Here is a 24,472-nt window from a genome sequence, read left to right on the forward strand (position 1 = left end):
CCTGCCCCGGCCCGCAGCACCGCCGATTTCCGCCGCGCGCAGAGCCCTCCGGTATCTGACGCCGAGGCCCGCCTTGAGCAAGCTGTCCCGGCAACGCCTGAGGCCGGCGGCCCCGGCTCTCTCCGTTTCGGTTACGGGACCAACGGCCTCGCCGGTTTCCGCCGCGCGCAGAGCCCTCCGGTATCTGACGCCGAGGCCCGCCTTGAGCAAGCTGTCCCGGCAACGCCTGAGGCCGGCGGCCCCGGCTCTCTCCGTTTCGGTTACGGGACCAACGGCCTCGCCGGTTTCCGCCGCGCGCAGAGCCCTCCGGTGTCCGACGCCGAGGCCCGCCTTGAGCAAGCTGTCCCGGCAACGCCTGCGGCCGGCGGCCCCGGCTCTCTCCGTTTCGGTTACGGGACCAACGGCCTCGCCGGTTTCCGCCGCGCGCAGAGCCCTCCGGTATCTGACGCCGAGGCCCGCCTCGCACAAGCCGCCCCAGCAACCACCCCGGACTGCGGCCCCAGCCCCCTCCGTTTCGGCTACGGAACCAACGGCCTCGCCGACCTCCGCCTCGACGACGCCCTCGCCCTGCTCGCCGACCTCGGCTACGACGGAGTCGGACTGACCCTCGACCATATGCACCTCGACCCGATGGCGCCCGACCTCGCCGCCCGCACCCGCCGGGTCGCGCGACGGCTGGACGCGCTCGGGCTGGACGTCACCGTGGAGACCGGCGCCCGCTATGTGCTCGACCCGCGCCGCAAGCACGGCCCTTCTCTGCTGGACGCCGATCCGGCGGATCGGGCGCGCCGAGTCGACCTGCTGATCCGGGCCGTCCAGGTCGCCACGGACCTGGGTGCGCACGCGGTCCACTGCTTCAGCGGAATCACCCCGGCCGGAACGGACACGGACACGGCGTGGAAGCGGCTGGCCGAGTCGCTCGAACCGGTTCTGGACGCCGCCACCGAGAACGACGTCCCGCTCGCCGTCGAACCCGAACCGGGTCACCTCCTCGCCACCCTCGCCGATTTCCACCGTCTCCGGGAGACCTTCGGTGACGCCGAGCACCTGGGCCTGACCCTCGACATCGGCCACTGCCAGTGCCTGGAACCCCTGCCGCCCGCCGACTGCGTACGCGCCGCCGCCCCCTGGCTGCGGCACGTCCAGATCGAGGACATGCGCCGCGGCATCCATGAACACCTCCCTTTCGGAGACGGCGACATCGACTTCCCACCGGTACTCGCCGCCCTCGCCGCCACCGGCTACCAGGGCCTGACCGTCGTCGAACTGCCCCGCCACTCCCACGCGGGCCCGCACCACGCCGAACTCTCCCTTCCCTTCCTCCAGCACGCCGCCGCCCAGCACACCCCGCCCGTCGCACCACCCCACGGCGAGCCCTCCGCCACCCCTGAAGGGAGCACCCCATGACGCAACCGCACTCCGCGCCGGAAACCCCCGCGGCCGGCACCCCAGGCGGCACCGCCCTCGCCCTCACCTCGCTGGACGAGCTGCACCGCCACCTCACGACCCGTCTCCCCGGCGCCGCCCGGGCCTGGCTGGACCAGGCTCTCGACGAGGCCGCCGCCCATCCCGGCGCACACGGCCCCATCTCCGTGTGGGAGCTGCGCCTCGCCGAGGCCGGCCGCCGCTGCGGAACCGACCACGCCGACGCCGCCCGCGTCCTGATCCTGCACGCGGCCCACGCCGACACCGACGCCCTCACCCGGGTCTACTCCCAGGGCACCGCCGCCGAACGCCGAGCCGTCCTGCACGCGCTGCCCCACCTCGTGCCGGGCCCGGACGCCCTCCCGCTCGTCGAGGACGCCCTGCGCACCAACGACACCAGCCTCCTCGCCGCGGCCGTCGGCCCGTACGCCGCCCGTCACCTCACCCCCCACCACTGGCGCCACGCGGTCCTGAAGTGCCTGTTCACCGGCGTGCCGGTGGACGAGGTGGCCGACCTGGAACGCCGCGCCCACGCCGACGCCGAACTCGCCCGCATGCTCGGCGACTACGCGGCCGAACGCAGCGCCGCGGGCCGTCCCGTACCGGAGGACCTGCACCGCGTCCTGGCCCTGACCGAGCCCGGACACCCACGGCACTCAGCTGCCGACCCCCACGGCAAGGAGTCCTGATGCGCATCTTCGACCCCCACATTCACATGACGTCACGGACCACCGACGACTACCAGGCCATGCACGCGGCCGGTGTCCGCGCCGTCGTCGAGCCGTCCTTCTGGCTCGGCCAGCCCCGCACCTCTCCTGCCACCTTCCTCGACTACTTCGACTCCCTCCTCGGCTGGGAACCCTTCCGCGCGGCGCAGTACGGCATCGCCCACCACTGCACGCTCGCCCTCAACCCCAAGGAGGCGAACGACCCGCGCTGCCTCCCCGTCCTCGACGAACTGCCCCGCTATCTCGTCAAGGACCAGGTCGTGGCCGTAGGCGAGATCGGCTACGACTCCATGACCCCCGCCGAGGACACCGCGCTCGCCGCCCAGCTCCAACTCGCCGCCGACCACGAACTGCCCGCGCTGGTGCACACCCCCCACCGCGACAAGCTCGCCGGTCTGCGCCGCACCCTCGACGTCGTCCGGGAGTCCGCGCTGCCCCTGGAGCGCGTCCTGGTCGACCACCTCAACGAGACCACCGTCAAGGAGGCCAAGGACAGCGGCTGCTGGCTGGGCTTCTCCGTCTATCCCGAGACCAAGATGGACGAGCAGCGGATGGTGGCGATCCTCCAGCAGTACGGCCCCGAGCAGGTGCTGGTGAACTCCGCCGCCGACTGGGGCCGCAGCGACCCCCTGAAGACCCGCAAGGTCGCCGACCTGATGCTGGCCGAGGGCTTCACGGAGGACGACGTCGACCGGGTGCTGTGGCGCAACCCCGTCGCCTTCTACGGCCTCAGCGGACGACTCGTCCTCGACGTCGCCGCCACCGACGCCACCCACGAGGGCAACTCCATCCTGCGCGGCGGGGAGTGAGCGATGCGCTTCCGCCACCCCGACGGCTCCACCGTCCACCTCGCCTACTGCACCAATGTCCACCCCGCCGAAACCCTCGACGGAGTCCTCGCACAACTCCGCGACCACTGCGAACCCGTGCGCCGCCGCCTCGGCCGCGACCGCCTCGGCATCGGCCTCTGGCTCGCCAAGGACGCCGCCAGCGCCCTCGTCACCGACCCGTCCGCCCTGCGCGGGCTGCGCACCGAACTCGACCGCCGCGGCCTCGAAGTCGTCACCCTCAACGGCTTCCCCTATGAAGGATTCGGCGCGGAAGAGGTCAAGTACCGCGTCTACAAGCCGGACTGGGCCGACCCGGAACGTCTCGACCACACCTTTGCCCTGGCCCGCGTCCTCGCCGCGCTGCTCCCGGACGACGTCACCGAGGGCACCATCTCCACGCTGCCCCTGGCCTGGCGCACCGCCGCCACCGAGGAGCGCACCGCGACGGCCCGCACCGCCCTGCTCGCCCTCGCCGAACGCCTCGACGCCCTGCACGAGTTGACCGGCCGCTCCATCCGCGTCGGCCTGGAGCCGGAACCCGGCTGCATCGTCGAGACCACCGCCGACGCGCTCGCCCCGCTGACCGCGATCGCGCACGACCGCATCGGCATCTGCGTCGACACCTGCCACCTCGCCACCTCCTTCGAAGACCCGCACACCGCCCTGGACGCACTCACCGAAGCCCGCGTCCCCGTCGTCAAGTCCCAGCTCTCCGCCGCCCTGCACGCCGAACACCCCCATCTTCCCGAAGTCCGTACGGCTCTCGCCGCCTTCGACGAACCCCGCTTCCTGCACCAGACCCGCACCGCCACCGCCGCCGGCCTGCGCGGCACCGACGACCTCGGCGAAGCCCTCAAGGGTGACGCCCTCCCCGACGCCGCTCCCTGGCGCGCCCACTTCCACGTCCCGCTGCACGCGGCCCCCGCCGCGCCCCTCACCTCCACGCTCCCCGTGCTCAAGTCCGTGCTGACCCGCCTGGTGGGCGGCCCGCACCCGCTCACCAGCCACCTCGAGGTCGAGACATACACCTGGCAGGCCCTCCCGCCCGAGCTGCGGCCCCGCGGCCGGGCCCAGCTCGCCGACGGCATCGCCGCCGAACTCACCCTCGCCCGCGACCTGTTGACGGATCTCGGCCTGAAGGAACTGCCATGACCCGATCCGAAGGGCCCACTCCTCTCCTCGTCCTGGACGTCGTCGGTCTCACCCCCCGCCTGCTGGACCACATGCCCCACCTCAAGACGCTCGCCCAGTCCGGCTCCCGCGCACAGCTCGGCACCGTCCTGCCGGCCGTCACCTGCGCCGCCCAGTCCACGTTCCTCACCGGCACCCACCCGTCCGAGCACGGCATCGTCGGCAACGGCTGGTACTTCCGCGAACTCGGCGACGTCCTGCTGTGGCGGCAGCACAACGGCCTGGTCGCCGGGGACAAACTCTGGGACGCCGCGCGCCGCGCGCACCCCGGCTACACGGTCGCCAATATCTGCTGGTGGTACGCCATGGGCGCCGACACCGACTTCACCGTCACCCCCCGTCCGGTCTACTACGCCGACGGCCGCAAGGAACCCGACTGCTACACCCGGCCCCCGGCCCTGCACGACGAACTCACCGAGAAACTCGGCACCTTCCCCCTCTTCCACTTCTGGGGACCCGGCGCGGACCTGGTCTCCAGCCGCTGGATCATCGACGCGACCCGCCACATCATGCGCACCAGGCACCCCGACCTGACGCTCTGCTACCTCCCTCACCTCGACTACGACCTGCAGCGCTTCGGCCCCGACGACCCGCGCGCCCGCAAGGCGGCCAGCGACCTGGACGCGGCCCTGGCCCCGCTCCTGGCCGACGCCCGCGCCGAAGGCCGGACCGTCGTCGCCCTGTCCGAGTACGGCATCACCCGGGTGAGCCGCCCGGTCGACATCAACCGCGCACTGCGCCGCGCCGGCCTGCTCGAAGTCCACACGCAGGACGGCATGGAGTACCTCGACCCCATGGCCTCACGGTCCTTCGCGGTAGCGGACCACCAGATCGCCCATGTCTACGTGCGCCGACCCGAAGACCTGGAGGCCGTCCGGCAGGCACTCCAAGATCTGCCCGGCATCGAGCAACTCCTCGACGACGAGGGCAAGAAGGCCCACCATCTCGACCATCCGCGCTCCGGCGAGCTGGTCGCCGTGGCGGAGCCGGACGCCTGGTTCACGTACTACTACTGGCTCGACGACGACCGCGCGCCCGACTTCGCGCAGCTGGTCGAGATCCACCGCAAACCCGGCTACGACCCGGTCGAACTCTTCATGGACCCGCTCGACCCCTATGTGAAGGTCAAGGCGGCCACCGCCCTGGCCCGCAAGAAACTCGGCATGCGCTACCGCATGGCGGTCGTGCCCCTGGATCCCTCACCTATTCGCGGCAGCCACGGCCGCCTCCCGGCGAGCGACGACGACGGTCCGCTCCTCATCTGCTCCACCCCCCGCGCTGTCGGCGACCGCGTCGCGGCCACCGATGTGAAGTCACTGCTGCTCCAACTAGCCGGTCTCACCTGAGGGGTGAGCCCCTCAGGTCCGACTGGTCACAAGTGAAGCACTCACCACTGACAACGCCCTCCCACCACGAGGAGTTCCAGATGAGCCGCACCCCTCGCACCGCCAGATCCAGCGGGGCGTACGACCCCGAACTGGCCCACCGCCTCAGCAGACGAGGCATGCTCGGCGTGGCCGCCGGCGCCACCGCCGCGGCGCTGCTCGGCGCCGCCTCCACTCCGGCCGTCGCCGCGACCGACGCGACTGCCGGCGCCCAGCGCCGCGGCCGTCCCGTCCTGCCCCCCGGCCGCCTGGGCATCCAGCTCTACAGCCTCCGCGACAAGGTCTCCACCCTCGGTTTCGCCGCCGTCTTCGCCGAACTGGAGAAGTACGGCTACGACGAGGTCGAGTTCGCCGGATACACCCAGGGTTCGGCGGGCCCGATCACGCTCGCCCAGCTCAAGCGGCTGGCGAGGAACCACGGTCTGAACCCGATCGGCAGCCACGTCGGCTACTACTCCAGCGACCCGAACGCCTACACCTTCGCGCAGAACCTCACCAAGGTCCTCGACGACGCCCAGGCCCTCGGCCTCAAGCACATCGGCACCGCCTCAGGCCCGTTCCGCTACGGCTCGACCGTCGACGCCTGGAAGCGTGCCGCCGAGGAGTTCAACACGTACGGGGCCGCCGCGAAGGCACGCGGCATGAAGTTCTACCAGCACAACCACTCCGAGGAGTTCTCCTTCGCCACCGACAACCCCAAGGTCCGCCTCTACGACGTGCTGCTCGCCGAGACCGACCCGGACCTCGTGTTCCTGGAGATGGACATCTTCTGGGCCTACTCGGGCCAGTTCCGCTTCTCCAAGCGGCCCGACGGCACGCCCGCCCCCTTCGAGCCCCTCGACTACGTACTCGAGCAGCCGGACCGCTACCCGCTGTTCCATGTGAAGGATGGCGAGAGCGACCCGTCGAACCAGTACGGCTACCGCATGACCGACGTCGGTGACGGCGACATCGACTACCAGAGGTTCATCTCCGCCGTGACCCGTCTGCGCGGCCACCGCCTGGCCCACCACTGGCAGGCCGAACACGACAACCCGACCGAGTCGTTCACGTTCGCCCGCCGGTCCAGTGCGCACCTGCACTCACTGCGTGAGAAGTGCTGAACGGCACACCTACACACGAGGAGGCCCCTCCCGAGGTCTGGGGGAGGGGCCTCCTCGTCCGCGCGCCGCCTTCAGTGCGCGGTCGCAGCCCGGCTGTCCCTTCCCGGCTGCCGCAGCAGCAGCGCAAGCGCCGCCGCCACCATCGACACGCCGCCAGCGAGGGCGTACGCGCCGTTGTAGCCCCAGGCCGCCACCACCATGGAGCCCAGGCCGCCGCCGAACAGACCGCTGACCAGCTTGCCGCTGTACACCAGGCCGTAGTTGGTGGCGTTGTAGTTCTCCCCGAAGTAGTCCGGGGTGAGCGCCGCGAACAGCGGATAGAAGGCGCCGCCGCCGAAGCCGGAGAGGAAGGCGAAGAACAGGAACAGCGCCTCGCTCCGCACGTCACCGGCCCAGATCACGCCGAACTGGGCGAGGCCAAGGACGACGATGACGAACACCAGGGTGGACTTGCGGCCCCATCTGTCCGACAGCCAGCCCACCACGCCGCGGCCGATTCCGTTGATGACCGCCATGACCCCCATCGAGGACGCGGCGACCAGCGGCCCGAAGCCGACCTCCTTGGCGAAGTCGACCTGGAAGGAGATTCCGAAGATCGACACGCCCGCGGTCATCACGACGGAGATCCACATCAGGGGCAGCATCCCCGTCCTGATCGCCTCCTTGGGTGTGTACTGCTTCACCGCGGGAGGGTTCTTGGCGAGCCCGGCGGCGTTCTTCCGGTCGCCGGAGAACGTCAGCGGGTCCACGTCCGCGGGCCACCAGTTCTTCGGCGGGTCCTTGAAGAAGAACGCGCACCCGAACACCACGACCACGATGTAGCAGCCGATGAGGTCGAGCACCCGGTGGTAGTTCGCCGTGTCGAAGCCGTAGTTGAAGATGAAGATGAACGGCAGCGACCCGTACGCGAACCCGCCGTTGACGAAGCCGGTCCGCGCGCCACGTCGCTCGGGGAACCACTTGCCGACCATGTTGATGCAGGTTGCGTAGACCAGGCCGGCCCCGACGCCGCCGACCACGCCGAACCCGAGGATCGCGAGCCAGACGTTGCTCATGTGCGACAGGGCGAGGAACCCGAAGAGGCACAGGACGGAGCCGATGTACATCGCTTTGCGGGCCGTGAGGATGCCCTTCTCCCGCAGCCAGCCCGCCGGGAAGGCGATGCCGGCCTGGAAGAAGACCCACACGCTGAGGATCCAGAAGGTGTTGCTCTGCGTCCAGCCGTGGGCGTGGGACAGGGTGTCCTCCGCCGAGCCGTACGCGTACTCGAAGACGCTGATGGCCATCATGGCGATCCATGGCAGATACACCATGAGCTTGCGGGAGTGACCCAGGATGTCCCGGTCGGTCTCGCCGACACGGTAGACGCGGCCGTGCGCGTCGGTCACTTCACGGTAGGGACGGTTCGCGGCGTCGGGTTGTGCGGGGTCGTTCGATGCGACGGGGTCAGCCGTCATGTCACGCAGTCTCCTCGCCGAGCGGGTGCGGGTTGGGCTTGATGAGACGCCCCTTGTAGTCGCGTCCGGGCGCCTTGAGGAACAGGGCAATGAAGAACGCTGCGAAGGAAAGGGCGCCGGCCAGCGTGAAGGCGCCATTGAGCCCCCAGGCCGTCACTGCGACGGAGCCCATTCCGGCGCCCAGGCCGGAAACGAGCTTGGAGCTGTACACCATGCCGTAGTTCGAGGCGTTGTTGTTCTCGCCGAAATAGTCCGCGGTCATGGCCGCGAACATCGGGAAGATCGCGCCGCCACCGAAGCCGGAGATCGCGGAGAAGATCAGGAACAGCGGCAGGTTCTTCATGTCGGCCGACCAGATGATGCCGAACTGCGAGGCCCCCAGGACGATACAGACGAAGAGCAGGCATTCCTTACGTCCGTACCGGTCGGAGAGCCAGCCGATGACTCCGCGGCCGGTGCCGTTGACGATGGCCTTCAAGGACATGGCCGTCGCCACGATCCCTGCCGCGAAGCCGGCGGACTCGCCGATGTCGACCTGGAACGAGATACCGAAGATGTTGACGCCCGAGGTGAAGGCGAGACAGACCCACATCACCGCGACACGGCCGGTCTTCCAGGCCTCCTTGGGCGACATCTGCTCGACCGCCGGCGGGTTCTTCTGCAGGGAGCGGGCCGCACGCGGGTCCTTCGGCGGGTTGAGTGGGTCGATATCCGCCGGCCACCAGTTCTTCGGCGGGTCCTTGAAGAAGAAGCCGGCGTACGCCACGGCTCCGGCGAGGAAGAGCCCCGCCGCGACCAGCACCCACTCGAAGTTGGTCACGTCCATGTAGCCGTGGAAGAGGAAGACGAACGGCACCGAACCGTAGGCGAACCCGCCGTTCACGAATCCGGTCTTGCCACCCTTGCGCTCCGGATACCACTTGCCGACCATGTTGACGCAGGTCGCGTACACCATGCCCGCGCCCATACCGCTGAACACGCCGAAGCCGATGACGGCCAGCATGACGTGCGGTGCGAAGGCCAGCGACAGGTAGCCGATGAAGGTACCGGCGGCGCCGAGCATCATCGCCCAGCGAGCAGGCAGCTTTCCGGACTCACGGAGCTTTCCCGCCGGGAAGGCGACCGCGGCCTGGAAGAAGACCCAGACGGTCAGCATCCAATAGATGCTGGTGCTGGACCATGCGTGCGCTTGGTGCAGGGTGTCCTCGGCGGACGCGAACGCGTACTCGGCGGAGGAGATGCCCATCATGCCGATCCAGGGCAGGATGACCATCCACTTGCGTTTACGGCCCATGATGTCGATGTCGGTTTCACCGATGCGGTACATGCGGCCGTTCTTGTCCGTCACCTCCCTGTAGGGGACGGACGTCGAGTAATCGATGGTTGTCATCTGGTCAAGCACTCCTTGCGTCGAAAGATCTGGCCAGCGCCCCCTGTCCAAATACCTCTCGTGCGCGCACGGGTCCCGGGACCGGCCGACGCGCACCGTCGGCCGTTCCCTGTGTTCGGTTACCTCATGATCCGCCCCCCAACAGCCGGGAGGCTCCGCACCGTTGCGGCGCGCTGCAGGCCCCCCACGTCAGATCACCCCGCTCGCCCGGAGTAGCGGCAACTCCTCGTCGCCCAGGCCGAGTTCGCCGATGAGGATTTCTTCGGTGTGTTGGCCGAGGAGGGGTGAGGGGGTGATGTGGGTGGGGGAGTCGGAGAGTTTGAGGGGGTTGCCGACGGTGGTGAACTCGCCGCGTTCGGGGTGGGGGACCTTCACGACGATGTCGTTGGCGGCGAGGGAGGTGTCCTCGATGATCTCTTTGGTGGAGAGGATGGGTCCGCAGGGGATGTTGTGGTTGTTGAGTTGTTCCAGGACCTGCCACTTGGGCAGGGTCGAGGACCATTCCTCGATGAGCTGGAACATTTTGGCGAGTTTGGGCAGGCGGGCTTCGGGGGTGGCCCATTCGGGGTCGTCGGCCAGTTCGGGCCGGCCGATGAGTTCGCTGAGCGGTTTCCAGCCGACGGGCTGGACGATGACGTAGACGTAGTCGTTGGGGCCGCCGGGTGCGCAGCGCACGGCCCAGCCGGGCTGGCCGCCGCCGGAGGCGTTGCCGGAGCGGGGTACCTCGGTCCCGAAGTCGGTGTTGGGGTATTCCGCGAGCGGGCCGTGGGCCAGGCGTTGCTGGTCGCGGAGTTTGACCCGGCACAGGTTGAGGACCGCGTGCTGCATGGCGACGTTCACGCGCTGGCCGCGCCCGGTGGTGGCGCGCTGGAAGAGGGCCGCGAGGATGCCGGCGACGGCGTGGATGCCGGTGCCGGAGTCGCCGATCTGCGCGCCGGTGGCCATCGGCGGGCCGTCCTCGAAGCCGGTGGTGGTCATCGAGCCGCCCATCGCCTGCGCGACCACCTCGTAGGCCTTGAAGCTGGTGTACGGGCCGTCCCCGAAGCCCTTGATGGAGGCGTACACGATCCTTGGGTTGATCTCCTTGATGCGGTCCCAGGTGAAGCCCATCCGGTCCACCGCTCCGGGCCCGAAGTTCTCCACCAGCACATCCGAACGGCGGATCAGCTCGGTCAGGATCTCCTTGCCCCGCTCGGTCTTGGTGTTCAGCGTGACACTGCGCTTGTTGCAGTTGAGCATCGTGAAGTACAGGGAGTCCACGTCCGGCAGATCCCGCAGCTGCCGGCGCGTGATGTCCCCGCCCGGCGCCTCCACCTTCACCACATCCGCCCCCAGCCACGCCAGAAGCTGCGTCGCCGACGGACCCGACTGCACATGCGTCATGTCCAGGACACGGATCCCCTCAAGAGCCTTCGTCGTCACAAGGTCACCTCGCTTGTCCGTTGCCTTGAGCATCCTGGCCGCGTCATCCCTGCGCCGCGTCCGGCACATTGCATACAGTCGACGGATACTGTATGAAGATTGTTATCCCGCATCAGGGTGGGTGATGTCCAGGGGTCGTGCACCACTTTTCAGACGCGACACTTCCAAGACGGGAGCCGAATCATGGACCTGTACGAACACCAGGCCCGAGGGCTCTTCGAAGAACACGGCATTCTGGTGCCGAGGGCGGAGGTCACCGACTCGCCCGAGGAAGCGCGCGAGTTGGCCCGCAGGTTCGGCGGCCGCGTGGTCGTCAAGGCGCAGGTCAAGACCGGGGGCCGGGGCAAGGCGGGCGGTGTGCGGCTCGCCGCCGACCCGGCCGCGGCGGAACTGGCGGCACGTCAGATCCTCGGCATGGACATCAAGGGCCACACGGTCGGCAAGGTCATGCTGGCCCAACCGGTGGACATCGAGGCGGAGTTCTACGTCTCGTACGTCCTCGACCGCGCGGCGGGTCGCTTCCTCGCCATCGCCTCCGCGGAGGGCGGCATGGAGATCGAGGAGGTCGCCGCCAGTCGACCGGAGGCGGTCGCCCGTATACACATCGACCCGACCGAGGGCGTCACCTCCGCGAAGGCGGGGGAGATCGCCGAAGCCGCCGGCCTTCCGCCGCGGACCGTCGACGTCCTCGTACGCCTGTGGCAGGTGCTGGTCCGCGAGGACGCCGTCCTCGTCGAGGTCAACCCGCTCGTCCGCTCCCGGCAGGGGCAGATCCTCGCCCTCGACGGCAAGGTCACGCTCGACGACAACGCCCGCTTCCGACAGGCGCGTTGGGGCGCGGAGGAAGAGGAGCACGACGACGCGCTGGAGGCGGTGGCCGCGGCCAAGGGCCTCAACTACGTGAAGCTCGACGGCGAGGTCGGCGTCATCGGCAACGGCGCGGGCCTGGTCATGTCGACCCTCGACGTGGTCGCCGGCTGCGGTGCCCGTCCGGCAAACTTCCTCGACATCGGCGGCGGCGCGTCCGCCCAGGTCATGGCCGACGGGCTGTCCGTCATCCTCTCCGACCCGGCCGTGAAGTCGGTCTTCGTCAACGTCTTCGGTGGGATCACCGCGTGCGACGCGGTCGCCGACGGCATTGTGCAGGCCCTGGACGCCGTCCAGTTGACCAAGCCGCTCGTCGTGCGCCTCGACGGCAACAACGCCGCCCGTGGCCGCGCCGTTCTCGACGCCCACGCCCATCCGCTGGTGCAGCAGGCCACCACCATGGACGGCGCCGCCCGCCGTGCCGCCCAACTCGCCACCGCAGCCTGAGGAGACGGCACATGGCGATCTACCTCACCAAGGAGAGCAAGGTCCTCGTCCAGGGCATGACCGGCGGCGAGGGCATGAAGCACACCCGGCGCATGCTCGCGGCCGGTACGAACGTGGTCGGCGGCGTCAACCCGCGCAAGGCCGGTCAGACCGTCGACTTCGAGGACCGGGCCATACCCGTATACGGGTCGGTCGCCGACGGTATACAGTCGACCGGCGCCGACGTCACCGTTGTATTCGTACCGCCCGCCTTCGCCAAAGCGGCGGTCATGGAGGCTGTCGACGCGGGGATCGGGCTCGCCGTCGTTATCACCGAGGGCATCCCCGTCCACGACTCCGTCGCCTTCACCGCGTACGCGAAGGAGAAGGGCACCCGGATCGTCGGCCCGAACTGTCCGGGCCTGATCACCCCCGGTCAGTCCAACGCGGGCATCATCCCGGCCGACATCGCCAACCCCGGACGCATCGGCCTGGTGTCCAAGTCGGGCACGCTCACCTACCAACTCATGTACGAGCTGCGCGCCATCGGCTTCACGACCTGTGTCGGCATCGGCGGCGACCCCGTCGTCGGCACCACCCACATCGACTGCCTGGCCGCCTTCCAGGACGACCCCGACACCGAACTCGTCGTTCTCATCGGGGAGATCGGCGGCGACGCCGAGGAACGCGCGGCCGCGTACATAAAGAAGCACGTCAGCAAGCCCGTCGTCGGCTACATCGCCGGCTTCACCGCGCCCGAGGGAAAGACCATGGGGCATGCGGGCGCCATCGTGTCCGGTTCCTCGGGCACGGCGCAGGCGAAGAAGGAAGCGCTGGAAGCGGTCGGCGTCAAGGTCGGAATCACCCCGACCGAGACGGCCCGCCTTGTGCTCGATCTGCTGGAAGCCGACCGTGACGCCACTCATGGTTGAGGCGGAGTGACTGCCGGAACCGTCCGGCGCCACTGCGTTCCTCCCTCTATACGCGACCACTGGTCGCACGGGCCTGCGCGCTGCGGTTCCGCAGTTGCCAGGCCCCTCCCGCCCCCGACTGTGCACCGAGAGCGGAGACACCCGATGACAACCACCCTCAACTCCACCTCACTCGTGGTGAAGTCCGGTACCACCTGGGAAGGCGCCTGGCAGCGCTGTCTGGCGGTCGCCCCCGAGGCGTTCCGGGACGATCGTGTCCTCAACCTCTGGAACTCCGCCTGGCGAGCGGACGGCCGGGCCCTGCCCGCCATCAGCCCCGTCGACGGCAGCCCCATCGCCGGCCCGCCGCGCCTGGACCGGCAAACCGCCCATCAGGCCGTACGCGCCTCCCTCGACCAGCACCGCGCCTGGCGGCACATCCCGCTCGAAGAGCGCCGTGCCCGCGTCGCGGCCACCCTCGACGTCCTCACCCAGCACCGCGAACTCCTCGCCCTGCTGCTCGTCTGGGAGATCGGCAAGCCGTGGCGGCTGGCGCAGGCGGACGTCGACCGGGCCATCGACGGGGTGCGCTGGTACGTCGACGGCATCGAGCCAATGGTCGACGGCCGGGCCCCGCTGGACGGCCCCGTGTCCAACATCGCCAGCTGGAACTACCCGATGAGCGTGCTCGTTCACGCCATGCTGATACAGGCCCTGGCGGGCAACGCGGTCATCGCCAAGACCCCGACCGACGGCGGTGTCGCCTGTCTGACCCTGGCCTGCGCGCTCGCCGCCCGCGAGGGGATTCCCGTCACCCTCGTCAGCGGCAGCGGGGGAGAGCTGTCCGAGGCGCTGGTGCGGGCGCCCGAGATCGGCTGCGTCTCCTTCGTCGGCGGTCGCGACACCGGCGCCGCGGTGGCCACGGCCGTCGCCGACCTCGGCAAGCGGCACGTCCTCGAACAGGAAGGACTCAACACCTGGGGCATCTGGAACTACTCGGACTGGGACGCCCTTACGGCGGTCATCCCCAAGCTCTTCGACTACGGCAAGCAGCGCTGCACGGCGTACCCGCGCTTCGTCGTCCAGCGGGAGCTGTTCGACGCGTTCCTGTCGGCGTACCTTCCGGCGGTGCGCACCCTGCGCGTCGGGCATCCGCTCGCCGTCGAGAAGGCCGACGACCCCTACCCGTCACTGGACTTCGGGCCGGTGATCAACGCGGCCAAGGCGAAGGAGCTGCACGACCAGGTCGCCGAGGCCATCGCCCGCGGCGCCGTCCCCCTGCACCGCGCCAGTGAGGCCGACGCCCGCTTCCTGCCCGGCCAGGACACCTCGGCGTACGTCCAGCCGGTCACCCTCCTGAACCCGCCCCCGTCCTCTCCGCTGCACCACGCGGAGCCGTTCGGCCCGGTCGACACCATCGTCCTGGTCGACACCGAGGCGGAGCTGCTGGCCGCGATGAACGCCTCGAACGGCGCGCTGGTGGCCACCTTGTCCACGGACGACCGGGCGACCTTCGACCGGCTCGCCCCGCAGATCCGCGCGTTCAAGGTCGGCCACGGCAAGCCGCGTTCGCGGGGCGACCGCGACGAGCTGTTCGGCGGGTTCGGCGCGTCCTGGCGCGGCGCGTTCGTCGGCGGTGAGCTGCTGGTGCGCGCGGTGACGCAGGGACCGGCGGGAGAGCGGCTGCCCGGGAACTTCCCGGAGTACCAGCTCATGCCGTGAGGTGAGTTCGGGTGGCGTCCCTGTCGGGGCGCCGCCCGACAGAGGCTTTTAACAATCTCATTCAGTATGCAATCTGCAGTATGAGATTTAGTGAGCGGTGGACCGCCGACGTGCGCACGATGACGCGAAGATGAGGTGGCGAGCATGGCTAAGGCTCTTGAGGGGATCCGTGTCCTGGACATGACGCATGTGCAGTCGGGTCCGTCGGCGACGCAGCTTCTGGCGTGGCTGGGGGCGGATGTGGTGAAGGTGGAGGCGCCGGGCGGGGACATCACGCGCCGGCAGCTGCGGGATCTGCCGGACGTGGACTCCCTGTACTTCACGATGCTCAACTGCAACAAGCGCAGTGTCACGCTGAACACCAAGACCGAGCGGGGCAAGGAGATCCTGACCGAGCTGATCCGCCGTTCGGATGTGCTGGTGGAGAACTTCGGGCCCGGAGCGGTGGACCGGATGGGCTTCACCTGGGACCGCATCAAGGAGATCAACCCAAGGATCGTGTACGCCTCCATCAAGGGCTTCGGGGACGGCCCGTACACCAGCTTCAAGGCCTACGAGGTGGTCGCGCAGGCGATGGGCGGCTCGATGACCACCACCGGCTTCGAGGACGGCCCGCCGATGGCCACCGGCGCGCAGATCGGCGACTCCGGCACCGGCATCCACGCCGTCGCCGGCATCCTCGCGGCCCTCTTCCAGCGCGCCACCACCGGGCGCGGCCAGCGCGTGAACGTCGCCATGCAGCACGCGGTCCTCAACCTGTGCCGGGTCAAACTCCGCGACCAGCAACGCCTGGCCCACGGCCCGCTCGCGGAATACCCCAACACCGACTTCGGGACCGAGGTACCCCGCTCCGGCAACGCCTCCGGCGGCGGCCAGCCCGGCTGGGCCGTGCGCTGCGCACCCGGCGGCCCCAACGACTACGTCTACGTCATCGTCCAGCCCGTCGGCTGGAAACCGCTCAGCGAACTCATCGGCCGGCCCGAACTGGCCGACGACCCCGAATGGGCCACCCCCGAAGCCCGCCTGCCCAAACTCGCCAAAATGTTCCAGCTCATCGAGGAATGGTCCTCGACCCTGCCCAAGTGGCAGGTCCTGGAACAACTCAACAACCACAACATCCCCTGCGGACCCATCCTCTCCACCAAAGAGATCATCGAGGACACCTCCCTCGCCGCCAACGACATCGTCGTGAAGGTCCCCCACCCCGAACGCGGCGAGTTCACCACCGTCGGCAACCCCCTCAAACTCTCCGACTCCCCCACCCACATCACCCCCTCACCCCTCCTCGGCCAACACACCGAAGAAATCCTCATCGGCGAACTCGGCCTGGGCGACGAGGAGTTGCCGCTACTCCGGACCCAGGGAGTGATCTGACCGCCTGATAGGCGCCGTTTATTGAACTCGACCGGAGTGAGGTAGCCCAGCATGTCGACACACGCACCCCGTTTCGACCAGCCCGTCCGCAACGCCGCACCCGCCACCGAGACGGTCATCGACCGGCTTCTGGAGTCCAATCGTGCCTACGCCGCCGGATTCGTCGACCCGGGCATGGGCGCCCGCCCGGTCCTGCGCGTGGCCGTCGTGGCCTGCATGGACGCGCGCATCGACCTGCATGCCGCGCTCGGCCTGGAGCTCGGCGACTGCCACACCATCCGCAACGCCGGCGGTGTGGTCACCGACGACACGATCCGCTCTCTGACGATCAGTCAGCGTGCCCTCGGCACCCGCAGCGTCATCCTCATCCACCACACCGGCTGCGGTCTGCAGACCCTGACCGAGGAGTTCCGGCACGAGCTGGAGCTGGAGGTCGGGCAGCGGCCGGCGTGGGCGGTGGAAGCCTTCCGGGACGTCGATCAGGACGTACGGCAGTCGTTGCAGCGCGTACGCACCTCACCCTTCCTGCCGCAGACCGACGACGTCCGGGGCTTCGTCTTCGACGTCACCACGGGGCTGTTGCGGGAGATCGACCCGCAGCGCTGACCTCCCGTAGTGGCCTAGTGCGCCGGGGCCGGCCATCGCGGCGATCTGCTTGCAGTAGAAGTCGGTGGTGTTCGCGGTGTGCCGGCGCATGAGCTCCTCGGCGCGCTCGGGGTCGCCGTCGGCATGGCCTCGATGATCCGCGCGTGCTCGCTCCAGGCGTCGGTGCCACGGGGTTTGGCGATCGGCATGTAGTACCAGCGCACCCGTCGGTCGACCTGGGGGATGAGCTCGGCCAGGACCGCGTTGCGGAGAGATGGGTGATGTGGGCGTGGAAGGCGGCGTTGGCCTCGACGATGGCCCGGGCGTCGCCCGCCGCGAGGGCGGTGAGGCCGGTCTGCTGCAGCTCCCAGAGCCGGGCGACATCGGCAGGGGTGGCGTGCTGGGCGGCGCCGCGCGCGGAGTGGGTCTCCAGGACGGCCCGGACGCTGAGCAGTTGGGCGCACTCCTCGGCGGTGGGGGAGTGTACGAAGGCACCCGGGGAGGGGCGCAGGTCGACCCAGCCGGCGGTGTGCGGCCGTTGCAGGGCCTCGCGTATGGGCTGGCGGCTGACGCCGAGTTGCTCGGCGAGATCGGCCTCGACGAGGCGCTGACCGGGCTTGAGTCGCCCGTTGATGATCAGTTCGGTCAGGGCGTCGTACACGGCCTGGCGCAGTGGGGCGAGCCTGGCGATCTGGCCGCGGGCTGCCACGGTGGGTGTGTCGGGCATGGACCCTCTCCCTCGCTCGACTGCGGACGGCAAACATCGACTACGCGATACTGAATTTAGTATGCAATAGCCATTCGCGTGTGACCTGCGTCGCGGAGTGATGGAAATTGTCTCGCCCGCCCTCTTGGTGTCAGCTAGGGGATGCAACATACTGTATGCAATCATCCGCGCCTGGCCGCGGACCGGAAACCGCTCCCGAGGGGGTCACTCCGTGTCGTACCGCACCGCTCTCGCAGAAGTCCTGACCCGTGTCGTAGCGCCCTGCGCCGAACTGACCGGCACAGAGGGCAGGTTCCCCCGTGGCGCCGTCACGGCCCTCGGGGCCACCGGGCTGCTGGGGCTGACCGTCTCCACCGAGTTCGGCGGCGCCGGACTGGGGCTGCCGGAAGCCGCCGAGGTGGTGGCACGGACCGCACGCGTCTGCCCTGCCACGGCCGCCGTGCTCCAGGCCCACTACACGGCGGTCGCCGTCATCGAGTCGTACGGCAGTCCCTGGGTGCGCGGCGAGATCGCCGCCGGACGCCACCTCGCAAGCCTCGCGCTCGCGGAGGACGGCGCCAGTGAGCAGGAGCTCCTCGCGCCGCGCTGCACCGCCGTCCGCTCCGGTGGCGTGGTCGCGCTGCGCGCTCGTAAACGCCAGGTGGTCGCGGCGGGAGAGGCCGACAGTTACGTCTGGTCCTCGCGGCCGCTCGGCGTGCCGGACGGCCTGGACCTCTGGGCGGTTCCGGCGCACGCCCCGGACCTGTTCGTGCCGGCCCGGCCCGACGCCGCGGGGCCGCCTGGCAGTGCGACGTCCACGGTGTGTGCCGACCCGGTGCTGGTGCCTGCCGACGCGATGCTCGGCGGGGACGGCGGCGGGTGCGACATCGTGCGGTTCACGGTCCTGCCGTGGCTGCGTGAACTGCGGGCCGCCGCCGGAGTGGAGGGACTCCACCTCGCGACCGACGTCGGGCGCAGGTCTGCCGATGCGCTCGCGGCCGACGGTGTCCGCCGCCCCGCCGATTCCCTTGCGCCCTCCTGAACTGCCGCCTGGGGGCGGCCCGTTCGGTCAGTCCTGACTCGCCCCGGAGGGGGTCTGCTTGCGGTAGAAGCCGGTCGTGCGCTCGGTGTGCCTGCGCATGACCTCGCCCGCTCGGTCCGCGTCGCCCTTGGCGATGGCCTTGATGAGCTGCGCGTGCTCGTTCCAGGCCTCCTTGCCGCGGGGTTTGGCGATGGGTGTGTAGTACCAGCGCACCTTCTGGCCCACCTGCGAGAGCAGTTCGGCCAGGACGTCGTTGGCGGCCACGGAGGTGATGAAGGCATGCAGGGCGGTGTTGGCCGCGACCAGGCGTTCGACGTGGTCCTCGGCGAGTGCGTCGACGCCTTCCTGCTGGAGCTCCCAGAGGTGTTCGACGTCCTCGGGCGTCGCGTTCCGGGCGGCGAGCTGGGCCGAGTAGGTCTCCAGCACCGAGCGGACGCCGAGGAGTTGGGCGGCCTCTTCCTCGGTGGGGGAGTGCACGAACGCGCCCTGGGTGGGCCGCAGATCGACCCAGCCGGCTGTCTGCAGTCGCTGCAGGGCCTCGCGGACCGGCTGGCGGCTGACCCCGAGGTGCTCGGCGAGCTCGGCCTCGACCAGGTGCTGGCCGGACCTGAGGGAGCCGTTGACGATCAGTTCGGTCAGGGCGTCGTACACGGCCTGGCGCAGTGGTGCCGGGCGGGCGACGCGCCGGGACGCTGCGGCCGTGAGTGCCTCGCGCATGGTTGTCCCGTTCTGCCGCCGGGCCGACGGCTTTGCCAAGAGGAAGCCGCCGAGAGGGTCGCCGACGGCGGCTTCAGTATACAGGTTTTGGTATGCAACATGGCGTGGGCAGTCGGGTCGCGAGGCGGGTCTCGACCATGGCTCCGGGGTCGCTCATGCCCGGCTTCGGCTGGGCCGGTTCGGCTGCGGGCTTTACGACTGTCGTCTGTATACAGAAGCCTGTATGAGGTATTGTCTCAGTCTCCTGCAACCCTCGCCGGGGACCCGCGTTCGGAAGGCGGAGCGATCATGACGACCAGCGGGAGTGACGTGACGGTCGAGAGCGTGGTCCGGAGGGTGGTGGCCGATCACCGGGGTCAGCGCGGCGCGCTGCTGCCCGTACTGCACGCGATTCAGGCCGAGTTGGGCCATGTGCCGCAGGAGGCGATACCGGTGCTCGCCGACGAGCTCAACCTCTCCCGGGCGGACGTCCACGGAGTGGTGACCTTCTACCACGACTTCCGCCGCGATCCCGCGGGCCGCACCACGGTGCGCATCTGCCGCGCCGAGGCCTGCCAGGCCCTGGGCGCCGACCGCCTGGTGAGCTACACGCGCGAGGCCGGACTGACCCTGGGGGAGACGACCGCGGACGGTTCGGTGACCGTCGAGCAGGTCTTCTGCCTGGGCAACTGCGCACTGGGGCCGTCGGTGGAGGCGAACGGACGGCTGTACGGACGAGTGGGCCCGGCCCGACTGGGCTCGATCCTCAACGGGACGGTCTGATCATGAACAACTCATCCAACGCCGCGGTGACGGTCTACGTCCCCCGCGACTCGGCGGCCAGGTCCGTCGGCGCCGACGAGGTCGCCGGCGCCCTGCAACGCGCCGCCACCCGCGGGGACTTCGCCATCGACGTCGTACGCAACGGATCACGCGGCATGCTCTGGCTGGAGCCGATGGTCGAGGTCGTGACCCCGCAGGGCCGCGTCGGCTACGGACCGGTGGCCCCCGAGGAGGTGGAGGAACTCCTCGCCGCCGGCATGCTCGACGGCGCGGACCATCCGCTGCGGCTCGGCCTTGTCGACGAACTGCCCTGGCTGGCCCGCCAGAACCGGGTCACTTTCGCCAGAGTCGGGGTGACCGACCCCCTGTCGCCACAGGACTACGTCGAGCACGGCGGGCTGAAAGGACTGCGCGCCGCCCTCGCACTCGCACCCGCGGACGTGGTCGCCGAGGTCACCGAGTCAGGACTGCGCGGCCGCGGCGGCGCCGGATTCCCGGCCGGCATCAAGTGGAAGACCGTGCTCGACTGCACCGACGAGCTGAAGTTCGTCTGCTGCAACGCCGACGAGGGCGACAGCGGGACCTTTGCCGACCGCATGGTCATGGAAGGCGACCCGTTCCTGCTCATCGAGGGCATGACCATCGCCGCACACGCGGTCGGTGCGAGCGAGGGCTACATCTACCTCCGCTCCGAATACCCGGACGCCATCGCCACGATGCGCGAGGCCATCGAGATCGCCCGCGAACAGGGCTGGCTCGGCAAGGACATCCTCGGCTCCGCGCTCGACTTCGACCTGCACGTACGCGTCGGAGCGGGCGCGTACATCTGCGGCGAGGAGACCTCCATGCTGGAGAGCCTGGAGGGCAAGCGGGGCATGGTCCGCGCCAAGCCGCCGATCCCGGCGATCGAGGGACTGTTCGGCAAGCCGACCGTGGTGAACAACGTGCTGACCCTCACCACCGTCCCGGTCGTCCTCGCCGACGGCGCGAAGGCGTACCAGGACCTCGGCGTCGGCCGCTCCCGCGGCACCCAGGTCTTCCAGCTCGGCGGCAACATCGCCCGCGGCGGCATCGTGGAGACCGCCTTCGGCATCACCCTGCGCGAGCTGATCGAGGAGTACGGCGGCGGGACCCGGAGCGGGCGCCCCGTGCGTACGGTCCAGGTCGGCGGACCTCTCGGCGCCTATCTCCCGACGTCGCAGTTCGACCTCCCGATGGACTACGAGGCGTTCGCCGAGGCCGGCGCGATGCTCGGCCACGGCGGCATCGTCGTCTTCGACGACACCGTCGACATGGCGGCGCAGGCCCGCTTCGCGATGGAGTTCTGCGCCGAGGAGTCCTGCGGCAAGTGCACACCGTGCAGGGTCGGTTCGGTACGGGGCGTCGAGGTGATCGACAAGATCGTCGCCGGCACCCACCGGGACGAGAACCTGGCCCTGCTCGAAGACCTCTGCGACCTGATGACCGACGGCTCGCTGTGCGCGATGGGCGGGCTGACCCCGATGCCCGTACGCAGCGCCCTCACGCACTTCCCCGACGACTTCCTCGGCGGTCGTCGGCTCCTGGAGATCCAACCCGTACAAGCGACTGGCGTGAGGACGGAGGGCACGGCATGAGCCTTCTCAAGGAACCCGACTTCGGAACCCCGGAACGGCCCGGCCCGGCAACGGTGTCGGTGGAGGTCGACGGTCTGCCGGTGACCGTCCCGGAAGGCACTTCGGTGATGCGCGCCGCCGCGCAGGCCGGCGTCGACATACCCAAACTGTGCGCCACCGACAGCCTGGAAGCATTCGGCTCCTGCCGGCTGTGCGTCGTGGAGATCGACGGTCGGCGCGGCACCCCGGCGTCCTGCACCACACCGTGCGCCGACGGGATGAAGGTGAGCACCCAGACGCCGAAGGTGGAGAAGCTCCGCCAGGGCGTCATGGAGCTCTACATCTCCGACCACCCCCTCGACTGCCTCACCTGCCCGGCCAACGGCGACTGCGAACTGCAGGACATGGCAGGCGTGGTGGGGCTGAGGCAGGTCCGCTACGGCTACGAGGGCGAGAACCACCTCGACGCCGAGAAGGACACCTCCAACCCCTACTTCGACTTCGACCCGTCCAAGTGCATCGCCTGCTCCCGCTGCGTACGGGCCTGCGGCGAAGTACAGGGCACCTTCGCGCTCACCATCGAGGGACGCGGCTTCGACTCCAAGGTCTCTCCCGGCGCCGGCGAGACCTTCATGGACTCCGAGTGCGTCTCCTGCGGGGCCTGCGTCCAGGCCTGTCCTACGTCGACGCTCCAGGAGCGTTCGGTCGTCGAACTCGGCATGCCTACCAGGTCGGTTGTGACCACGTGCGCGTACTGCGGTGTCGGCTGCTCGTTCAAGGCCGAGCTGCGCGGCGACGAACTGGTGCGCATGGTGCCGTACAAGGACGGCGGAGCGAACGAGGGCCATTCCTGCGTGAAGGGCCGCTTCGCCTTCGGCTATGCCACCCACCCCGACCGCCAACTCAAGCCCATGGTCCGCGACCGGATCACCGACCCCTGGCGCGAGGTCGAGTGGGACGAGGCGATCGGCACGGTCGCCCGGCGCATGCGCGAGCTCCAGGACCGGTACGGAACGAGCGCCGTCGGCGCCATCACCTCCTCGCGCTGCACCAACGAAGAGGTCTACGTCGTACAGAAGATGGTGCGCGCGGCCTTCGGCAACAACAACGTCGACACCTGCGCCCGGGTCTGCCACTCCCCGACGGGATACGGGCTCAAGCAGACCTTCGGCGAGTCGGCCGGCACCCAGGACTTCCGTTCCGTGGCACAGGCCGACGTCATCGTGGTCATCGGCGCCAACCCCACCGACGGGCACCCGGTGTTCGCCTCCCGGATGAAGCGCCGGCTGCGCGAGGGCGCCAAGCTCATCGTGGTCGACCCGCGCCGTATCGACCTGGTGCGTTCGCCGCACATCGAGGCCCAGCACCACCTCCAGCTGCGGCCCAGCACCAACGTGGCCGTCGTCAATGCCATGGCGCACGTCGTCGTCACCGAAGGTCTGGTCGACCGGTCCTTCGTGGACCAGCGGTGCGAAGGCTTCGACGACTGGGCGGAGTTCATCGGCCGCCCGGAGAACAGCCCCGAGGCGGTCGAGGAGATCACCGGCGTACCAGCCGATGAACTGCGCGCCGCCGCCAGGCTGTACGCGACCGCCCCCAACGGGGCCATCTACTACGGCCTCGGCGTCACCGAGCACAGCCAGGGCTCGACCATGGTCATGGGGATGGCCAACCTCGCGATGGCGTGCGGCAACATCGGCCGCGACGGTGTCGGCGTGAACCCGCTGCGCGGTCAGAACAACGTCCAGGGCTCCTGCGACATGGGCTCGTTCCCGCATGAACTGCCCGGCTATCGGCACGTCTCCGACGACGCCGTACGCACCGTCTTCGAGAACCTCTGGGGCGGAACTCTCCTTGCCGAGCCGGGACTTCGCATCCCCAACATGTTCGACGCGGCGATCGACGGCACCTTCCGCGGACTCTTCGTCCACGGCGAGGACATCGCCCAGTCCGACCCGAACCTCCAGCACGTCACCGCCGCGCTCGAGGCCATGGAACTCGTCGTCGTACAGGACCTGTTCCTCAACGAGACGGCCAAGTTCGCCCACGTCTTCCTGCCCGGCGCGTCCTTCCTGGAGAAGGACGGCACCTTCACCAACGCCGAACGCCGCATCAACCGGGTGCGCGCGGTGATGAAGCCCAAGACGGGCAAGCACGAGTGGCAGATCGTCAGCGAGATCGCCACCGCCATGGGCTATCCGATGGCGTACGACCATCCGGGCCAGATCATGGATGAAATCGCCTCGGTCACCCCGACGTTCACCGGCGTGTCCTTCGAGCTGCTGGACAAGCTCGGCAGCGTCCAGTGGCCGTGCAACGAGGAGTCTCCGGAGGGGACGCCCATCATGCATGTGGACGAGTTCGTGCGCGGCAAGGGCAAGTTCGTGGTCACCTCCTACGTGCCGACGACCGAGCGCAGCACCCGGCGCTTCCCACTGGTCCTCACCACCGGGCGGATCCTCAGCCAGTACAACGTCGGCGCGCAGACCCGCCGTACCGGCAATGTCGCCTGGCACCCCGAGGACATCCTGGAACTGCATCCCCACGACGCAGAGGTCCGCGGCATCGAGGACGGCGACATGGTCACGCTGACGAGCCGGGTCGGGGAGACGACGTTGCGCGCGGAGATCTCCGACCGGATGCCGACCGGGGTCGTGTACACCACCTTCCATCACCCCGTCACCGGCGCCAACGTGGTGACCACGGAGAACTCCGACTGGGCGACCAACTGCCCGGAGTACAAGGTGACCGCCGTACAGGTCGGACTCGCGCGACCGGACCGGCACGGCGACAGCGAAGTCACCGAGAACGACCTCGTGACGGTGGTGGACTGA

Annotated in this window: 19 protein-coding genes and 1 pseudogene; 15 read left to right on the forward strand and 5 right to left on the reverse strand. The window is 69.4% G+C overall.

Annotation, left to right across the window (positions count from 1 at the left end; genetic code table 11):
* Positions 1-567 precede the first annotated feature (567 nt).
* From QQY66_RS41905 to QQY66_RS41930, 6 genes are all read left to right on the forward strand, one after another.
* Positions 568-1,407 carry a sugar phosphate isomerase/epimerase gene (locus QQY66_RS41905; protein WP_301987673.1) on the forward strand — a complete coding sequence of 280 codons (840 nt, stop codon included), beginning with the start codon at positions 568-570 and terminating at the stop codon, positions 1,405-1,407.
* Positions 1,404-2,114, forward strand: a complete 711-nt coding sequence (locus QQY66_RS41910; protein ID WP_301985647.1) for an EboA domain-containing protein — start codon at positions 1,404-1,406, stop codon at positions 2,112-2,114. Before QQY66_RS41905 ends, QQY66_RS41910 begins: the two co-directional genes overlap by 4 nt.
* Positions 2,114-2,962 (forward strand): TatD family hydrolase, encoded by an 849-nt coding sequence (locus QQY66_RS41915; RefSeq protein WP_301985648.1) that lies wholly within the window; start codon positions 2,114-2,116, stop codon positions 2,960-2,962. Before QQY66_RS41910 ends, QQY66_RS41915 begins: the two co-directional genes overlap by 1 nt.
* 3 nt (positions 2,963-2,965) lie before the next feature.
* On the forward strand, positions 2,966-4,135 hold the full coding sequence (eboE, locus tag QQY66_RS41920; RefSeq protein ID WP_301985649.1) for a metabolite traffic protein EboE: 1,170 nt from the start codon (positions 2,966-2,968) through the stop codon (positions 4,133-4,135).
* Positions 4,132-5,520, forward strand: coding sequence for a nucleotide pyrophosphatase/phosphodiesterase family protein (locus QQY66_RS41925; RefSeq protein WP_301985650.1), 1,389 nt, complete (start codon positions 4,132-4,134; stop codon positions 5,518-5,520). Before eboE ends, QQY66_RS41925 begins: the two co-directional genes overlap by 4 nt.
* An 80-nt stretch (positions 5,521-5,600) precedes the next feature.
* Entirely contained in the window at positions 5,601-6,662 is a 1,062-nt protein-coding gene (locus QQY66_RS41930; protein WP_301985651.1) for a sugar phosphate isomerase/epimerase, read from the forward strand.
* A 71-nt stretch (positions 6,663-6,733) separates the two neighbouring features.
* On the opposite strand, the gene QQY66_RS41935 is transcribed toward QQY66_RS41930, so the two are convergent.
* The 3 genes from QQY66_RS41935 to frc (QQY66_RS41945) all read right to left on the reverse strand — a co-directional run bounded on the left by QQY66_RS41935 (position 6,734) and on the right by frc (QQY66_RS41945) (position 10,964).
* Positions 6,734-8,119: an OFA family MFS transporter gene (locus tag QQY66_RS41935; protein ID WP_301985652.1), complete on the reverse strand. Its 1,386-nt coding sequence runs from the start codon at positions 8,117-8,119 to the stop codon at positions 6,734-6,736.
* Between the two features lies 1 nt (position 8,120).
* Positions 8,121-9,509: an OFA family MFS transporter gene (locus QQY66_RS41940; RefSeq protein WP_301985654.1), complete on the reverse strand. Its 1,389-nt coding sequence runs from the start codon at positions 9,507-9,509 to the stop codon at positions 8,121-8,123.
* 189 nt (positions 9,510-9,698) lie between these two features.
* Positions 9,699-10,964 carry a formyl-CoA transferase gene (gene frc, locus QQY66_RS41945; protein ID WP_301985655.1) on the reverse strand — a complete coding sequence of 422 codons (1,266 nt, stop codon included), beginning with the start codon at positions 10,962-10,964 and terminating at the stop codon, positions 9,699-9,701.
* A 150-nt stretch (positions 10,965-11,114) separates the two neighbouring features.
* Between frc (QQY66_RS41945) and sucC the strand changes: the two genes are divergently transcribed.
* The 5 genes from sucC to QQY66_RS41970 all read left to right on the forward strand — a co-directional run bounded on the left by sucC (position 11,115) and on the right by QQY66_RS41970 (position 16,837).
* Entirely contained in the window at positions 11,115-12,245 is a 1,131-nt protein-coding gene (sucC, locus tag QQY66_RS41950) for an ADP-forming succinate--CoA ligase subunit beta (RefSeq protein ID WP_301985656.1), read from the forward strand.
* Between the two features lie 11 nt (positions 12,246-12,256).
* Positions 12,257-13,156 (forward strand): succinate--CoA ligase subunit alpha, encoded by a 900-nt coding sequence (sucD, locus tag QQY66_RS41955; protein WP_301985657.1) that lies wholly within the window; start codon positions 12,257-12,259, stop codon positions 13,154-13,156.
* 144 nt (positions 13,157-13,300) lie between these two features.
* Entirely contained in the window at positions 13,301-14,857 is a 1,557-nt protein-coding gene (locus tag QQY66_RS41960; protein ID WP_301985658.1) for an aldehyde dehydrogenase family protein, read from the forward strand.
* A gap of 144 nt (positions 14,858-15,001) precedes the next feature.
* Entirely contained in the window at positions 15,002-16,231 is a 1,230-nt protein-coding gene (gene frc / locus QQY66_RS41965; protein WP_301985659.1) for a formyl-CoA transferase, read from the forward strand.
* 51 nt (positions 16,232-16,282) lie between these two features.
* A complete protein-coding gene (locus QQY66_RS41970; RefSeq protein ID WP_301985660.1) occupies positions 16,283-16,837 on the forward strand; it encodes a carbonic anhydrase in 555 nt (184 codons plus the stop codon).
* Positions 16,838-16,870: 33 nt separating this feature from the next.
* Here the strand turns inward: QQY66_RS41970 and QQY66_RS41975 are convergent.
* Positions 16,871-17,543, reverse strand: a pseudogene (locus QQY66_RS41975) (GntR family transcriptional regulator); the annotation flags it as partial.
* Between the two features lie 211 nt (positions 17,544-17,754).
* Between QQY66_RS41975 and QQY66_RS41980 the strand changes: the two are divergent.
* The gene (locus QQY66_RS41980) at positions 17,755-18,564 is read left to right on the forward strand and encodes an acyl-CoA dehydrogenase family protein (RefSeq protein WP_301985661.1); all 810 of its coding nucleotides are present in this window, start codon (positions 17,755-17,757) and stop codon (positions 18,562-18,564) included.
* 27 nt (positions 18,565-18,591) lie between these two features.
* Here the strand turns inward: QQY66_RS41980 and QQY66_RS41985 are convergent, their stop codons facing one another.
* Positions 18,592-19,281 (reverse strand): GntR family transcriptional regulator, encoded by a 690-nt coding sequence (locus tag QQY66_RS41985; RefSeq protein ID WP_301985662.1) that lies wholly within the window; start codon positions 19,279-19,281, stop codon positions 18,592-18,594.
* A gap of 288 nt (positions 19,282-19,569) precedes the next feature.
* Here QQY66_RS41985 and QQY66_RS41990 point away from each other — a divergent pair, with 288 nt between their 5' ends.
* From QQY66_RS41990 to fdhF, 3 genes are read left to right on the forward strand one after another with little or no spacing between them, the layout of a single operon-like run.
* Complete coding sequence (locus tag QQY66_RS41990) at positions 19,570-20,043, forward strand: formate dehydrogenase subunit gamma (RefSeq protein WP_301985663.1); 474 nt, start codon at positions 19,570-19,572, stop codon at positions 20,041-20,043.
* Between the two features lie 2 nt (positions 20,044-20,045).
* A complete protein-coding gene (locus tag QQY66_RS41995; protein WP_301985664.1) occupies positions 20,046-21,659 on the forward strand; it encodes an NADH-quinone oxidoreductase subunit NuoF in 1,614 nt (537 codons plus the stop codon).
* On the forward strand, positions 21,656-24,472 hold the full coding sequence (gene fdhF, locus QQY66_RS42000; protein ID WP_301985665.1) for a formate dehydrogenase subunit alpha: 2,817 nt from the start codon (positions 21,656-21,658) through the stop codon (positions 24,470-24,472). The genes QQY66_RS41995 and fdhF overlap by 4 nt, the downstream gene beginning before the upstream one ends.

This window comes from Streptomyces sp. DG2A-72, from assembly GCF_030499575.1.
GTDB lineage: Bacteria > Actinomycetota > Actinomycetes > Streptomycetales > Streptomycetaceae > Streptomyces.